Raw genomic sequence first — 17517 nt, forward strand, 5'->3', positions numbered from 1 at the left:
CTTGGAGCCAGGGAGAGCGATCTTGTACGGGCACCAGGAAATCCGCTGCCGCCTCGTGCTGCGCGCGGACAACCCGATCGTCGACGACCACCGCGTCCACGGCGTGCGCACCCTGCCGGGGGTCACGTTCCTCGACCTCGTCTGCCGCGCGCTGACCGAGCGCGGGTTCGACCTCAGCCGGGTCGAACTGCGCAACGTGCTCTTCGTCGAGCCGGTGGTCACGACCGAGGAGTTCGACCGCGAGATCGACATCGAGTTCCTGGCCGGGCGGGTGGTCGCGAGCAGCCGGAAGCTCGACGGCGACCGCGTGCTCGGCGGCTGGACCCGCCACCTCGAAGCCGAACTGCGGCTCGACGCCGAGCCGTTCGACCTGCCGCCGCTGCCGGAGCCCGTCCACACCTCGGGTGACCTCGACGGCGAGCACGTCTACGAGATCGGGCGCGCGGTCGGCATCGAGCACCGCGAGTTCATGAAGTGCGGCGGGCGCATCCACCGCATCGGCGACGGCCTGCTCTCGGAACTGGCCCTCGGCGCCGAGGCGGCCGCGAGTGCCGCGGACTTCGTCCTGCACCCGGCGATGCTGGACGCCGCCACCATGCAGGTCTACGCGCTGGCCTTCGACACCACCGGCTCGGGCGACCGCCCGCTCATCCCGATGCACATCACCTCGTTCCGGGCCGGCGCGCCGCTCGGCGACGCCTGCCGGGTCGACCTGCGCCCGCACCAGGTGCGGCCCGGCGCGGACGTGGTCTTCGCCGACATCACGCTGGGCGATCGTGACGGGAACGCACTGGCGCGCTTCGAAAAGCTGATGTTCAAGCGGGTGCGGTCGCGGGAACTGTTCACCCGGCTGACCGAGCTGGACACAGTGGAGCCGGTGGTGGCCGCCGCCCCGGTGACTGTGGCCCCGGCCGTGGGCACGGACCTGCGCGAGGAGCTGGCGGACGCGGTCCGGCAGGCGCTCGGCGACGAAGGCCTGACCGTCGAGAACGACCGCGGCTTCTACGAACTCGGCCTGGACTCCACGCAGCTGCTCGGCCTGGTGCGCACCTTCGAGCAGCGCTGGGACCTGGAGCTGTACCCGACGCTGCTGTTCGAGTACAGCACGGTCGACGCGGTGGCCGACTACCTCGCGGACAAGGCCACCTCGCGTGCGCCGAAGCCGGTCGAACCGGAGGTGCCCGCGGAAACCACGCTGCTGACCGGCGAGTGGGAGTCCGTGGCGGCCGGTCCGGCCCGGTCCGGCGGCAAGCTGCTGGCGATCGGGGCCGAGGTGCCCGCCGGGCTGCCCGGTGGCACGGTCCACGTCACGCCGGACGCCGACTTCCGGGCGGTGCTCGCCGAGCACCGCCCGGACACCATCGTCCACTTCGGACCCATCGAGCCCGCCGATCCGGTGCGCGCGCTCAGCGAAACGGCTGCCGAGCTGCTCGCGCTCGTCCAGGCGGTGACCACGCCGGTGACGCTCGTGCACTTCTCCGGTGAGCTGGTCGCCGGGGCGCTGCCGGGCCTGGCCGCGACGATCCACGCGGAACAGCCGGGTATCCGGGCGAAGGTGGTGGAGTCGGCGGGGCCGCTCACCGCGGCCGTGGTGACCAGCGAATCGGCCGCCGACGAGACCTGGGTCCGCCGCGACGGCAACCGCCGCTGGGTGCGCCGCTACCGCGAGCACACCGCGAATCCGGTGCCGATCCGGGCCGATGGGGTGTACCTGATCAGCGGTGGCTCCGGTGCGCTGGGCAGGCTGTTCGCCGAGCACCTGAGCGCCGCGGGCGGGCAGGTGGTCCTGTTCGGCCGCACGGACGCCGACGTGCCGGGCAGCCACTTCCTGCGCGGGGACGTGACCGTGCCCGCCGACGTCGAGCGGGTGGTCCGCGAGACCAAGGCGCGGTTCGGCCGGCTCGACGGTGTGGTCCACGCGGCCGGAGTGCTGCGGGATTCCTTGCTGGTCAACAAAACCGTGGACGAGCTGCACGCGGTGCTGGCGCCGAAGCTGGACGGCACCCGCAACCTCGCCGAAGCGCTGCGGCACGAGGACCTGGACTTCTTCGCCCTCTTCTCGTCGATCACCGGCGTGGTGGGCAACGTCGGCCAGGCCGATTACGCCGTGGCGAACGGCTTCCTCAACGCCTACGCGCGCGACCAGGGCCAGGCGGTCGCGCTGAGCTGGCCGTTCTGGCGCGACGGTGGCATGGCCGCCGGTGAAGCCGCCGAAGCGCATTTCCGGCGACAGGGCCAGGAGCCGCTGACCCGGCAAGCGGGGATCGAGGCGTTCACCGCGGCACTCGGCTCGCGCGGCCGTGAAGTCGTTGTGCTGCACGGAGATCGCGAGCGCGCCACCGGTGCGCTCGGCCTCCGGTCGACCACCGCGCGGGTGGTCCAGGGCACCGAAGACATCGCGATCATCGGCGTGGCCGGGCGCTACCCCGGCGCGCGGGACCTCGACGAGCTGTGGCAGAACCTGCTGGCCGGCACGGACAGCGTCACCGAGATCCCGGCCGAGCGCTGGTCGCAGGACGGCTTCTACCACCCCGAGCGGCGCACACCCGGCCGCTCGTACAGCCGCTGGGGCGGGTTCCTCGACGGCGTCGCCGACTTCGACCCGGCGTTCTTCCAGATCACGCCCCGCGAGGCGGCCACGATGGACCCGCAGGAGCGGCTGTTCCTGCAGACCGTCTGGCACACCATGGAGGACGCCGGGCTGACCAGGACCGGGCTGGCCGGTTCGCGCGCCGGGGTGTTCGTCGGCGTGATGTTCAACCAGTACCAGCTGCTCGGCCTCGACGTGCCCGAAGCGGCACTGCTGCCGACCTCGTTCTCCTCCTCGGTGGCGAACCGGGTTTCCTACTTCTTCGACTTCCACGGACCCAGCCTCGGCCTGGACACCATGTGCTCGTCCTCGCTGACCGCGATCCACCTGGCCTGCCAGAGCCTGCGTGCCGGTGACTGCGAGGTCGCCTTCGCCGGTGGTGTCAACGTTGCCACCCACCCGTACAAGTACCTCTACCTCAGCCAGGCCGGGTTCGTCTCCAGCGACGGCCGCTGCCGCAGCTTCGGCGCCGATGGCGACGGGTACGTGCCCGGCGAGGGCGTCGGCGCGGTCCTGCTGAAGCCGCTGGACCGGGCGCTGGCCGACGGCGACCGCGTGCACGCGGTAATCAAGGGCAGCGCGGTCAACCACGGCGGCCGGGCCTCCGGGTACACCGTGCCGAACCCGGTCGCGCAGGAACGCCTGATCGCCGAAGCGCTGCAGCGCGCCGGGGTGGCGCCGGACTCGATCGGCTACCTGGAGGCGCACGGCACCGGCACCTCGCTGGGTGACCCGATCGAGCTGTCCGCGCTGGCCAAGGTGTTCGGCTCGGGTGGGGCCGAGCTGCCGATCGGTTCGATCAAGTCCAACCTCGGGCACCTGGAACCGGCGGCGGGCATCGCCGGGCTGACCAAGGTGCTGCTGCAGTTCCGGCACCGGACGCTGGTGCCCTCGCTGCACGCCGACCCGCCGAACCCGGCGATCGACTGGGACGGGCTGCCGTTCCGCGTGCAGCGCGCGGCCGAGCCGTGGTCCGGCGATGTGCGGCGCGCGGGCGTCAGCGCGTTCGGTGCGGGTGGGGCGAACGGGCACGTGGTGCTCGAAGAGTTCCCCGCCCCGGAGCTGGTTCCTTCCACGGCGACCGGTCCGCAGGTGGTCCTGTTGTCGGCGAAGAAGGACGCCAACCTGCGGCGGCTCGCCCAGCGGTACCTGGACTTCCTCGGCACCGGCGAAGACCGCACGGCCGAGGTGCTGGCGGTGGCCGCGGAGCTGTTCGGCTTCCGGGCGGCCGAGCTGGACCCGTCGAGCAGGCTGGCGGACTGGGCGCTGGAGGCCGCCGACCTGCTGCGCTTCGAGCAGCACCTCGCCGAGCGGCTCGGAATCTCCGTGCGGCTGGACCTTAGTTCCACTGTGGACAGTCTGATCGGGACGAAGTACACGGGTCCTTCGCTCGCGGATCTCGCCTACAGCACGCAGGTCGGGCGGGACGCGCTGGAGGAGCGGGTCGCGTTTGTCGTCGAGTCGATTCCGGAACTCGGGGAGGCGCTGAGCCGGTTCGTCTCGACGGGCGAAGCAGTCCATCGCGGCACGGCCGGGCGCGAGGAAGCCCCGGCAGGCGGGTCCCTGGACGAACTGGCCGCCGCTTGGGTACGGGGTGCTTCGCCGGACTGGCGCGGGCTGCACATCGGTCCGCGACACAAGGTGGACCTGCCGCTTTACCCGTTCAGCGAGGTGCGGTGCTGGGTGGAAACCCAGGCCCCGGAAGTGCTGCACACCGTGCACTGGCAGCCCGCGCCGATCGAGCCCGTCGTAGCCGACGCCGGATCGGTGCTGGTGCTGCACGACGCGTCGACCCGTTCCCTGGCCGAACAACTCGCCGCGGTGCACGAGCCGGGGCAGGCCGTGCTCGCCGATCTGTCCGAAGTGGACTTCCCGATGCGGCCGCGCACGGTGTACTTCCTCGGCGGCCTGGCCGCGCACACCGACCTGGCCGGGGCCGAGGACGCCGGCGTGCTCTCGCTCCTGCGGTGGGCACGGCGGTTCGCCGCGCTCGACCGGCTCGACTGGAAGATCGTCACCAGCGGGATCTGGTCCGGGCAGGGCGCCTACGCCGCCGGGCTCGCCGGTGCGGCACGGGTGCTGGAGCACGAGCACACCGGCTGGTCGGCCGCGGTACTCGACTTCGAGGGCCCGATCCCGGCGGCGGTGGTCGCCGGAGAACCGGCCGCGCGGGGCGTCCGGGCGCGTTATGCCCACGGCGTCCGGTACCTGCCGGAACTGCGGGAAATCGAGCCCGGTTCGGGCGGTGGCGCGGAAATCCGGCCGGGCGGGGTCTACGTGATCATCGGCGGTGCCGGTGGGATCGGGCTGGAGGTCGCCCGCAAACTCGTCCGCGAGCGGGCGCGGGTCGCCGTGCTGGGGCGCAGCGAGCGGCCCGGCTTCGCCGAAGCGGGCGTCACTTACGTGCGCGCCGACGCCACCGACGAGACGAGCCTGCGAGGCGCGCTCGCCGAGGTGCACCAGCGGCTCGGGCGCGTGCACGGCGTCGTGCACGCCGCGCTGGTGCCCAGCGATCACCTCGTGCGCAACCTCGACGAGGACGTGGTCCGGGCGGGGCTGGCGGCGAAGTCGCGGATCAGCGTGAACCTGGCCGAGGTGTTCGCCGGGGAGCCGCTGGACTTCGTGGTGTTCTTCTCGTCCGCGCAGTCGTTCCTCGGTGATCCCGGCTTGGCCGCGTACGCCGCCGGGTCGACCTTCCAGGACTCCTTCGCGCACGCGCTGGACGCCCGGCTGCCGTGTGTCGTGCGGTCGATCGACTGGGGTTTCTGGGGAACCGCGGGCTCGATGGCCGACGGGCCGTACCGCGACCAGCTGACCAGGGCCGGGTTCGACTCGATCACGCCGGACAGCGGCTGGCGCACCGTGCTGCGCGCGCTGCGCGGCGAGCACGTCCAGGTGGTCGCGGTCCCCGGTGCGGACCGATTGCTGCGCAGGCTCGGCGTGCCCGCCGAGGCCGTCTCCCAGGAGGAACCCGTGACGCGTGCGTCCGCCATTCCGGATTTCCACGCGCTGGACCGGGAAATGGCCGCGGTGGCGGGCAGTTGGCTGCTGCGGATCGTCGACGAGCTGGGCGGGTGGACGCCCGGCCCGGCCCCGGCGGCCGAGGTGCTGCGGCGCATCGGCGTGACCGAGAAGTACCGGCGGCTCGGCGACAAGGTGCTGGACCTGGTGGCCGACGGCGGTTTCGTGGTGCGTGGCGCGGACGGGCTGACCCCGGAGCCCGGTGCGCTGGCCGCCGCCCGTCGCGGTGGCCACGAAGGCAGCCTGGACCGGCTCGCCGGGCAGCACCCGGAGTTCGCGGTGTTCGTGCGACTGCTGGCGCTGTGCCTTTCGCGGTACCCGGAACTGCTGCGCGGCGACCTGCTCGCCACCGACCTGCTGTTCCCGCGGTCCGGCACCTCGCTGATGGAGGGCGTCTACAAGGGCAACCCGATCAGCGACGTCTACAACGACGCGCTCAACGACACCGTGGTCGCCCACGTGGTCGCGCGGCTGCCCGAGCTGGCGGCCGGGGAGAAGGTGCGGATCCTGGAGGTGGGTTCGGGCACCGGCGGCACGTCCGCCGGGCTCGCCGCCGCGCTCGCGCCGCACGGTGAGCGGGTCGAGTACTTCTACACCGACCTGTCGGTCACCTTCCTCGAGCACGGGAAGCGGGAGTACGGCACGAAGTTCCCGTTCCTGCGGTTCAAGCGCCTCGACGCGGACCGCGAACTGGCCGCGCAGGGCTTCCCGCCGGGGGAGTTCGACCTGGTGATCGGCGCGAACGTGATCCACGCGACCAGGGACCTGCGGCGCACCCTCGGCAACCTGAAGGCGGCGCTGCGCCCGGGCGGGCGGATCGTGCTGAACGAACTGACCACGGTGACCGTCCAGGCGACGGTGACCTACGGCCTGTTCGAAGGCTGGTGGTCCCACGACGACACCGCCCTGCGCCTGCCCGGCTCACCCCTGCTCGACCTGGACGGCTGGACCCGCCTGCTCGGCGAACTCGGCTACCTGGAGGCCGCGGGGTGGCCCGCCGCTTCGGCGCAGAACTTCCAGCACGTCATCTCCGCCCGCAGCGACGGCACCCCCCTCACGACGGTGGCCGCCCCGGCGCGCTCGTCGGTCGCCTCACTGGGCCCGTTCGAACGGGACATCCTGGCGCTCACTTCGGAGGTCAGCGGCATCGCCGTCGCCGACCTGGACCTGACCCAGGACCTCGGCGACGTCGGCTTCGACTCGATCAGCTACAGCCTCCTGGCCACCCGGCTGAACGACCGGTTCGGCTTCGACCTGAGCCCCGCGATCTTCTACGAAACCGCCACCCTGCGCGCCCTGATCACCAAACTGGCCGCCGACCACCCCACGACCCTGGCGCACCACTACCCACCCACCCCCACCCCCGCCACACCCCCTCCCACCAGCCCCAACCCCACCTCCGAAGCTTCTGCGGGCAAAAGCATTTCCGCAGGTCAGAGCACTCCGGATGCTTTTGCGGGGAAAAGCATGTCGGGCCCCGAGGGCGGCGACGAGCCGATCGCGGTCATCGGGATGGCGGGTCTCCTGCCCGGCAGTGCCGACCTCGCGGAGTTCTGGCAGCACCTCCTCGACGGCGACGACCTGATCACCGAGGTCCCCGCCACCCGCTGGGACTGGCGCACCGCCTACGCCCGAGCCGGTGCCCCCGGCCCGGTCAACGGCCGCTGGGGCGGGTTCATCGACGGCGTCGAGTACTTCGACCCGCTGTTCTTCGGCATCTCCCCGGCCGAGGCCGAGGGCATGGACCCCCAGCAGCGCCTCTTCCTCCAGACCGTCTGGGCCGGGCTGGAGCGCGCGGGCATCGCGCCCGGCAGCCTCGCCGGGTCCGACACCGGGTTGTTCGTCGGCGTCGGCTCGAACGACTACCAGGAACTCCAGCAGGACGCGGGCCTGCTCGCCGACGCCTTCTCCGCCACCGCCAACGCGCACTCGATCCTGGTCAACCGCATCTCCTACCTGCTCGACCTCCGCGGCCCGAGCGAACCGGTGAACACCGGCTGCTCCTCGTCGCTGGTCGCGCTGCACCGCGCCGCCGAGGCGATCCGCCGCGGTGACTGCGACCTCGCCGTCGCCGGCGGGGTCAACCTGATCCTGTCCCCGCGCAACTACGTGCTGCTCAGCCGCACCGGCATGCTCAGCCCGGACGGCCGCTGCAAGACCTTCGACGCCTCGGCGAACGGGTTCGTCCGCGGCGAGGGGACCGGCGCGGTCGTGCTCACCACGCGCGAACGCGCCGAAGCCGGTGGCCACCGCGTGCTCGCCTGGCTCCGGGGCAGCGCGGTCAACCACGGCGGCCGGGCCCGGTCGCTGACCGCGCCGAACCCGGCGAGCCAGGCCGCGATGCTGGTCAAGGCCTACACCAGGGCGCGGATCGACCCGGCGACCGTCGGCTACATCGAGACCCACGGCACCGGCACCGAGCTGGGCGACCCGGTCGAGGTCAGCGGCCTGAAGACGGCGTTCGCCGAGCTGAGCGGCAGGGCGCCGGATGGCGCCTACTGCGCGCTCGGCGCGCTGAAGAGTTCGATCGGCCACCTCGAATCGGCGGCGGGCATCGCCGGGGTGCTCAAGGTGCTGCTCGCGATGGAGCACCGCACGCTGCCGCGGTCGCTGCACCTCAAGCAGCGGAACCCGTACCTGCAGCTCGACGGCAGCCCGTTCCGCCTGCTCACCAAGACCACGCCGTGGCAGCCGATGACCGGCGCCGATGGCCGGGAACTGCCGCGCCGGGCCGGGGTCAGCTCGTTCGGCTACGGCGGCGTCAACGCGCACGTTGTGCTGGAAGAAGCAGCCCAGCTACAGCCGTCGCCGCTGGCCGGGGTGCCGGTTGTGGTCGTGCTCTCGGCGAAGACGCCCGAGGCGCTGCGGGACTACGCCGCGCACCTGGAGGCGTTCGTCGAGGCCGAGCCGGACAGCTCGCTGCCCGATATCGCCTACACGCTGCAGGTCGGCCGGGACGCCATGCCTCACCGGCTGGCTGTGGTCGCCGGTTCACGCGCCGAACTGCTCGACGGTCTGCGGCGGTTCCGCGAGCAGGTGCCCGGCGACGCCGTCTTCACCGGGGTGGCCGGCGAGCACGCCGACACCTACGGCTCGCTGTTCAGCGGCGACGCCGGTGCCGAGTTCCTGCGCGCGATCCGCGCCGAGGGTGATCTCGGCAAGCTCGCGCGGCTGTGGACCACCGGACTGGACGTCGACTGGCGCGGTCTGGGCACCGGCAGGCTGATCCCGCTGCCCACCTATCCCTTCGCGCGGCGGCGCTGCTGGTTCACCGCCGCACCCCCCGCTCAGGTGCCCGCCGCACCCGCCCCCGTCCAGGTCGACGACCTCCTTCACCTGCCGGTTTGGGTGCCCGATCGGCTTTTGCCCGCAGAAGCTGGACAGGGTTTGGCGTGGGTGGTCGCGGCGGTTGACGCCGATCCGTTGGCCGACGCGCTCGAGTCGGCGCTCGCGCCCCGGCCCGTGGTGCGGGTCCGGCCTGACGCCGCGCTCCCGTCGCTGCCCGACCCGGCCGCGGTGTTCTTCCTCGGCGGCGTCGCCCGGCCGGACGACCGGCTCGTCGGCGACCAGCTGGCGTCGGTCGACGAGGCCGCCGAGACCGGTGTGCTCAGCCTCTTCCGGATCGTGCAGCACCTGTTCGCCCGGCCGACCGTGGCCCGTGACCTGGCGTTGACCGTGGTCAGCAGCGACGCGTGGCCGGTCGGCGGACGTCCGTCGGACAATCCGCACGGCGCGCAGCTCTGGGGCTTCGCGAAGTCGCTCCGGCGCGAGAACGCGGCGTGGCGGGTGGCCACCGTCGATGTCGGCTGGGCCGACCTGGCGCGGGACCCGGCCGCGGCCGCGAGGGCGGTGCTCGCCGTCGGAGGTGGCGCTGAGCTGGCGTTCCGGGACGGCACGCCGTACCGGCAGGTGCTCGAACCGGCCTCAGCCGTGCCCGTCGAATCGCCGCTGCGCGATGGCGGCGGCTACGTGATCGTCGGCGGGGCGGGCGAGATCGGCCTCGATGTCGCCGAGTTCCTCGTCCGGCGACACCGCGCTCGGGTGGCGCTGGTCGGCCGCAGTGAACTGACCGACGAGGTCCGCGCGCGCATCGCCGCCTTCGACCCCGAGGAGCAGCACGTCCGCTACTTCCGCGCGGACGCCGCCGACTCCGCCCGGCTGCGGTGGGTGGCGGAGGAGTTCGGCCAGGTGCACGGCGTGATCCACGCGGCCAACGTGCTGCGGGACCGGGCGCTGCACGCGGTCGACGAGGGCTGGTTCCGCGAGGGGCTGGAGTCCAAGACGAGGACGAGCGCGGCCCTGGTCGACGCGTTCGGCAAGGAACCGCTCGACTTCCTGCTGTTCTTCTCCTCGGTGCAGTCGTTCCTCGGCAACCCGGGGCAGAGCGGGTACGCCGCGGCCTGCGCGTTCCAGGACGCCTACGCGCACTACCTCGCCGCCGACCGGCCGTTCCCGGTGAAGGTCATCGACTGGGGTGCCTGGGGCGAACGCGGCCTGGCGGCGCGGTACCGGGACCGGCTGGACGAGGCCGGGGTGCGGCCGATCGCGGTGGAGCGCGGGGTGGCGGCCATGGTCGCCGCGCTGGGCCGCCCGGAGGTGCAGGTGGCCGTGGTCGACGGCACGCCGGAATTCCTCCGCACGCTGGGCGCGCCCGCGGTCGAGGAGGGTCGCCTGCTGGCGGACCTGCTCGGCTTGGTGCGCCAGGTGTCGAAGGCCGGTGCCGGTGAACTCGACGAGACCGCCGAACTGAGCCGCTTCGGCTTCGACTCGATCGCCTACACGCAGCTGAGCCACCTGTGCAACGAGGCGTTCGGCCTGGACCTGACGCCCGCCTTCTTCTACGGCATCTCCACCACCGCGGACCTGGCCGAAAAACTGGCCGAAGCCCACCCCGAGTCCCTGACCAGCTCGAACACCCCCGATCCTGCTTTAGCCCGCAAAAGCCTGCCGACCCCGGAGGCAGCCCGCCCCGAGCCGCTGACCAGCGAAAACGCGCCGGATCCTGCTTTTGCCCGCAAAAGCATGTCGGCCCCCGAGGCAGGCCCGAACGGGGTGGCGGCGGCCCCCGAATCCGCTCGCGGTCGCGGTCGCATGACAGGCGCGAACGGCGCGACGGTGCCCGATCCTGCGTTTGCCCGCGAAAGCCTGCGGCCCTCGGAGGCGATCTCCCACGAGTCGCTGACCAGGCGAAACGGACCCGAACCTGCTTTAGCCCGCAGAAGCATCCAGCCGGGCGGGGAGGCGTTGACCAGGCAGGACGCGGCCCAACCTGCGTTTGCCCGCGAAAGCATCCCGGTGGCTGTGGTGGGGATGGCGGGGATGCTGCCCCAGTCCGATGATCTTGACGAGTTCTGGGCCCACCTCGCCGCCGGCCGTGATCTGGTGACCGAGATCCCGGCTGATCGCTGGGACTGGCGTCGCATCTACGGGGACCCGGCGCCCGGCGAGTTCAAGACCCGCGCCAAGTGGGGTGGGTTTCTCCGCCGCGCGGATCTGTTCGATCCGCTCTTCTTCGGCATCTCGCCCCGCGAGGCCGAGGCCATGGACCCCCAGCACCGCCTGTTCCTCGAAGCGGTGTGGAGTTGCCTGGAGGATGCCGGCATCCGCCCGTCCTCGCTGGCGGGCACCGACACGGCGGTCTACCTCGGCAACGGCACCTACGACTACTTCGAGGTCCAGCACGCCTTCGGGGTCGCGCTCGACGGGTACAACACGGTCGGCCGCGCGCATTCGATCATGTCCAACCGCGTGTCCTACCTGCTCGACCTCCACGGCCCCAGCGAGACCATCGACACCGCCTGCTCCTCCTCGCTGGTGGCCATCCACCGCGGCGTCGAGGCCATTCGCCGCGGCGAGTGCGAGCTGGCCTTCGCGGGCGGCGTGAACGTGATCGCCTCGCCGACGCTGTTCGTCGACATGAGCCAGGCCGACCTCCTCAGCCCCGACGGCCGCTGCAAGACCTTCGACGCCGGGGCCGACGGCATCGCCCGCGCCGAGGGCGTCGGCGTGGTGCTGCTCAAGGCGCTCGACCGCGCGCTCGCCGACGGCGACGTGATCCACGGCGTCATCCGCGGCAGCGCGGTCAACCACGGCGGCCGCACCAACTCGCTCACCGCGCCCAACCCGGACGCGCAGGCCGCGGTGGTCGCGAAGGCGCACCGCGCCGCTGGGGTCGACCCTCGCACGATCACCTTCATCGAGACCCACGGCACCGGCACCTCGCTCGGCGACCCGGTCGAGATCGACGGCCTCAAGTCGGCGTTCCGCACGCTCTACGCCGAGGCCGGGATCGACGACGGCCCCGCCGGGCACTGCGCGCTCGGCGCGCTCAAGAGCAACATGGGGCACCTCGAAGCGGGCGCCGGTGTCGCGGGCCTGCTCAAGGTGCTGCTCGCGATGCGGCACGGCACGCTGCCCAAGAACCTGCACATCGACCAGGTCAACCCGTACATCCGCGTCGACGGCAGCCCGTTCCGCATCCTCCGCGAGGCCGAGCCGTGGCAGCGGCCGGAAGGTGCGCCACGGCGTGCCGGGGTCAGTTCGTTCGGCCTCGGCGGGGTCAACGCGCACCTGGTGGTCGAGGAGCACGTGACCGCCGAGGCCGAGCCGCAGGCCGGTCCCGACATCTTCGTGCTCTCCGCCAAGGACGACGACCGGCTTCGGGCTTACGCGCAGAAGTTCGCGAACTGGCTGGAGAACGCCGAGCCCGATTTCGCCGCGCTCGCCTACACCTTGCAGACCGGTCGTGAGGAGTTCGACCAGCGGCTCGCCATCGTCGCCGAGGACCTGGCGGACCTCACCAAGAAGCTCACCGCCTGGCTGAGCGGCGAGTCCGATGTGGACGGTGTAGTGGCAGGCGAGGCCGGTGCCGACGGCCTCATGCTCGAAGGGGAAGAAGGCCGCCAGTACCTCCGTGCGGTGCTCGCCGAGCGCAAGCTGGACAAGCTCGCCCGGCTCTGGACACGCGGCATCGCGGTGGACTGGTCCCTGCGCTGGGGCGACCAGGCGCCGCGGCGCATCCCGCTGCCCACCTACCCCTTCGCCCGCGAAAGCTACTGGATCACCCCCGGACCAGGCTTCGAGCAAGCCGAGCAAGCCGAACAAGCCGAGCAAAAGGAAGAAGTACCGCAGCAGCGGGAAAAGCCGGAAGGCAAAAAGCTCGAGCAGCGCGTGACCGAGCTGCTCGCCGGGCACCTCGGCGTGGCCCCGAACAAGCTGCGCCCGGACCGCAACCTCGCCGAACTCGGCGTGGACTCGCTCGGCCTGCGCCGGTTGAGCCGCGTGCTCGGCGCGGAGTTCGGCTGGGACATCCCGGCCCGCTTCTTCGCCACCGGCCAGTCGATCCGCCGGCTCACCGCGAAGCTCGTCGACACCTTCGGCGAACCGGTGGAACCCGAAGCAGCGGAAACCGAGCCCGAGAACGGCCAACCGCTGGCGGAGTTGTTGCGCGGCCTGCGCTCCGGCGACCTGGGTGTCGACGACGCCCTGCGGAAACTGCGAGGGGGAACTCCACGATGACCGTGGCTCTGAGGGACGTCCTCGAAGCCGTCGCGGCGGGCGAGCTGACCGAGGAGCAGGCCGCGCCGCTGGTGCGCGGGCTGCTCGACCCGGAACCCGTGCGGCAGTACCCGCTCAGCCGCGGGCAGGCCGCGCTGTGGGCCATCCACCAGAACGCCCCCGGCACCACCTCGTACAACCTGCCGCTGGCCCTGCGGCTGCGGCCGGACGTGGACCTCGACCGGCTGGAGCGCTCGCTGGCCGCGCTCGTCCGGCGGCACCCGGCGCTGCGGATCAACGTCGGCCTGCACCAGGGCCGCTTGGTCCAGACCATTGCCGACCGCGAGCTCACGGTCTCCCGCATCGATCTGCGTGAGGGCGACCTGATCACCCGCGTGCGTGAACTCGTGGACCAGCCGTTCGACCTGGAGCACGACCCGCTCTACCGGGTCTACTTCGCCGAAACCGCCGACGGGCCGTTGCTGCTGCTCGTCTTCCACCACCTGATCACCGATGGCGTGTCCAGCCACCTGCTCCTGCGTGACATCGTCGCGGGCTACGACGGCGCGGACCTCGGCGAGCCGGGCACGCCGTACGCGGAATTCGTCGCGTGGCAGGAAAAGCTGCTCGCCGGGCCGGAGGGCGAACGGCACCGCGCGCACTGGCTTCAAGCGCTCGCCGGACTTTCCAGCACCCCCGTCATCGAGCGGCTCGCCGACCACCGGCGTACCGGCGAATCCGCCTACACCGGCCGCAGCATCCAGCTCGATGTCCCCGCCGCCGACTGGAACCGCGTCAAGGAGACCGCCGCGCGCCTCGGCCTGACCCCGTTCAGCGTGGTGTTCGGGCTGTTCGCCGCGTTGCTGCACGAGCACAGCGGTGAGCGCGACATCTGCGTGCTCGTGCCCACCGACGGCCGTCCCGAACACCGGTTCGACCGCACGGTCGGCTACCTGATCAACCCGGTGGTGCTGCACGCCACCTGCGGCCCGGAGCTGACCCACGGCGAGCTGTTCGCCCAGGTGCAGGACCGGTTCCTCACCGCGGAGGACCACAGCGCGCTGCCGTTCGCGGTGGTCGTCGACGAGCTGCGCCGCGCCGGCGCGCCCGAGACCGCCTTCACCATCGGCTTCTACCTGCAGCAGGGTGTCGGCAAGGACCTGGACATGGCGGCCGGGCAGACGTTGTTCACCAGCGCCCTGCCGATGACCCAGGAGGGCGAATCGGACCTGGTCGTCGAGGTGGTCGTGCGGGACGAAGGCGCGCTCATCCACTTCAAGTACGACCCCGAGCTGTTCGAGCCGGCCACCGCGCGACGCCTCGCCCAGCAGTACCGCGACTCCCTCGGTGCCGTCGATCCCGCCCGCGAGTCCCGCCCCGTCACCGCCGTGGACCTGGTGCTGGCGCAGGCCGCCCGCACCCCGGACGCCCCCGCGATCACCGACGCGCGGACCACGCTGACCTACGCCGAACTCGCGACCCGAGTCGAAGCACTGGCCGCCCACCTGTGTGAACGCCACGCCCCGGGCTCGCTCATCGGCGTGCGCCTCGACCGGGACGCGGACCTGGTGGTCGCGTTGCTCGGCGTGCTGCGCGCGGGGTGCGCGTACGTGCCGCTCGACCCGGGTTTCCCGGCGGATCGGCTGGACTTCATCGTCGCCGACGCCGGTGCCGCGACCGTGCTCACCGCGACCGAGATGTCCGAAGTGGACTGGAAGCGTCCGGCCGCACCGGGGGAAACCGGCGAACTCGCGTACGTCCTCTACACGTCCGGCTCGACCGGCAAGCCCAAGGGTGTCGAGATCGGGCATGAGGCACTGGTCAACTTCCTCACCTCGATGGCGGCCGAACCCGGCTGCGGTCCCGATGACGAGCTGCTCGCGGTCACCACGGTCGGCTTCGACATCGCCGGGCTGGAACTGCTGCTCCCGCTGACCGTCGGCGCCCGGGTGCGGATCGTGCCCACCGAGGTCGCCCGGGACGGTGTCGCGCTGGCCGAACTGCTCGAAACCACGAACCCGACCCTCGTGCAGGCCACCCCGGCCACCTGGCAGATGCTGCTCGCGGCGGGCTGGACCCGGCCGATCCGCGGCAGGATCCTGTGCGGCGGCGAAGCGCTCACCCCGGAACTCGCCGCCCAGCTGCTCAGCCGCGGCGACGAGGTGTGGAACCTGTACGGCCCCACCGAAACCACGATCTGGTCCTCGGTCCGGCGGGTGCGCGAAGGCGAGCCGATCACCGTCGGCAGGCCGATCGCGAACACCACCTTCCACCTGCTCGACGAGCGGGGACACCCGGTGCCCACCGGAGAACGTGGTGAGCTGTACATCGGCGGACTCGGCGTCGCCCGCGGCTACCACGATCGACCCGAGCTGACCGCCGAGAAGTTCGTACCGGACACCTTCGCCGGTCACGGCAGGCTGTTCCGCACCGGTGACGCCGGGCGTTTCCGGCCGGACGGCGAACTGGAGCTGCTCGGCCGGGTCGACCGGCAGGTCAAGGTGCGTGGTTACCGGGTCGAACTCGGCGAGATCGAGGCCGCGCTGCGCAAGACCGGCTTGATCGACGAGGCACGCGTGCTGCTGCGCGAGGACTTCGCCGGGCACCAGGGACTCGTCGGTTTCGTCACCTCCCGCACCAGCGGCGAGCAGTGGGAAACCGAGTTGCGCCAACGGGTCGCGCAGTGGTTACCGGAGTACATGATCCCGTCGCGGCTGGTGCGGCTGGACCGGTTCCCGCAGACCCCGAACGCCAAGATCGACCTGAAACCGTTGCAGCAGCTGCCCATCGACGAACTCGTGACCGTCTACACCGGACAGACGCGGGACTTCGGTGACGGCCTGCGTGCCCTGGTGGCCGAGATCGCCGGGGTTCCGGTCGCCGACATCGCGGTGGACCGCCCGCTCGGCGACTACGGCTTCGACTCGATCCGCTTCACCCAGCTCAGCGTGGGGCTGCGGCGGCAGTACGACCTCGTCGTGCCGCCGACCACCTTCTACGGTCACCCCAGCATCGCCGAACTGGCCGCCCACCTGGGCAAACAGCGCCCCGCGACGGTCACCACCATCCCGGTGGAACCCGCGAAGGACGTCAGCGGCTACCCGCCCGTGGCGATCGTCGGCATCGGCGGGCGCCTGCCGGATTCGGACACCCTCGACGAGTTCTGGGCGCAGCTCGCGGCAGGCCGCGACTTCGTCCGCCCGTACCCGCTGGAGCGCGGTTTCTCCCGCTCGCTCTTCGCCCGGCACGGCGGTTCCGCGCACGACTACCGGGGTTCCTACCTGCGTGACGTCGAAGGCTTCGACGCTTCGCTGTTCCGGATTTCCCCACGTGAAGCGGCCCAGATGGACCCGCAACACCGGTTGCTGCTGCACGCCGCCCGCGAGGCGATCCAGGACGCCGGGTACCCGCCCGCCGCGCTGACCGGCTCGAAGACCGGCGTCTTCGTCGGCCTCAGCGGAGCCGACTACTTCAGCCTGCTCGGCCACGAACGCGAGACCGACGACCACTTCCTCGTCGGCAACGTGGCCTCCATCGCGTCCAACCGGATCTCCTACCTGTTCGACTTCCACGGCCAGAGCGCCACCTACGACACCGCCTGCTCCAGCTCGATGGTGGCGATCCACCGCGCAGCCCGGGCTTTGCAGCTCGGCGACTGCGAAGCCGCGCTGGCCGGGGGCGCGAACCTGCTGCTCTCGCCGTACGGCTTCAGCGGCCTCCGGCGCGCGGGCATGCTCAGCCCCGACGGCCGCTGCAAGACCTTCGACAGCCGGGCCGACGGCTACGGCCGTGGTGAGGGTGTCGTGCTGCTCATGCTGAAGCTGCTCGACCGCGCCCGCGCCGACGGCGATCCGGTGCACGGCGTGCTCATCGGGTCCGCGGAGAACCACGGCGGCCGCACGCATTCGCTGACCGTGCCGAGCCCGCGGGCGCAGGGCGAAGTGGTCGCCGCCGCACACCGGGCGGCCGGGGTTTCGCCCGCGTCCATCGGGTTCATCGAAACCCACGGCACCGGCACCCAGCTCGGCGACCCGATCGAAATCAACGGGTTGAAGGAAGCGTTCGGCACCCTGCTCGACGAGTGGGGGCTGCCCGCGTCGGCGGCGCGGATCGCGCTCGGTTCGGTCAAGTCGAACATCGGGCACCTGGAGGCGTCGGCGGGGGTGGCCGGGGTGGTCAAGGTGCTGCTCGCGATGCGGCACCGGACCCTGCCGGGTCTGGTCGACCTCACCGAGCCGAACCCGATGATCGAGCTTTCCGGTTCCCCGTTCGAACTCCAGCGCGCGACCACGCCGTGGACGCCCCGGTTCGGCGAGGACGGCACGCCACTGCCCCGGCGCGCCGGGGTCAGCTCGTTCGGCATGGGCGGCAGCAATGTGCACGTGGTACTCGAAGAGGCGGGACGTTGA

2 protein-coding genes are annotated in these 17517 nt (G+C 71.9%); both read left to right on the forward strand.

Features of this window, described 5'->3' with window-relative positions; all coding sequences use genetic code 11:
* Position 1 precedes the first annotated feature (1 nt).
* Positions 2-13129, forward strand: a complete 13128-nt coding sequence (locus tag JOM49_RS09725; protein WP_209663996.1) for an SDR family NAD(P)-dependent oxidoreductase — start codon at positions 2-4, stop codon at positions 13127-13129.
* Positions 13126-17517, forward strand: a complete 4392-nt coding sequence (locus JOM49_RS09730; protein WP_209663997.1) for a non-ribosomal peptide synthetase — start codon at positions 13126-13128, stop codon at positions 17515-17517. The genes JOM49_RS09725 and JOM49_RS09730 overlap by 4 nt, the downstream gene beginning before the upstream one ends.

The organism is Amycolatopsis magusensis (assembly GCF_017875555.1).
GTDB classification, from domain to species: domain Bacteria; phylum Actinomycetota; class Actinomycetes; order Mycobacteriales; family Pseudonocardiaceae; genus Amycolatopsis; species Amycolatopsis magusensis.

Coding starts and splice junctions, on each gene's coding strand:
- JOM49_RS09730 (WP_209663997.1), top strand. CDS start 13,126: ATGACCGTGGCTCTGAGGGACGTCCTCGAAGCCGTCGCGGCGGGCGAG.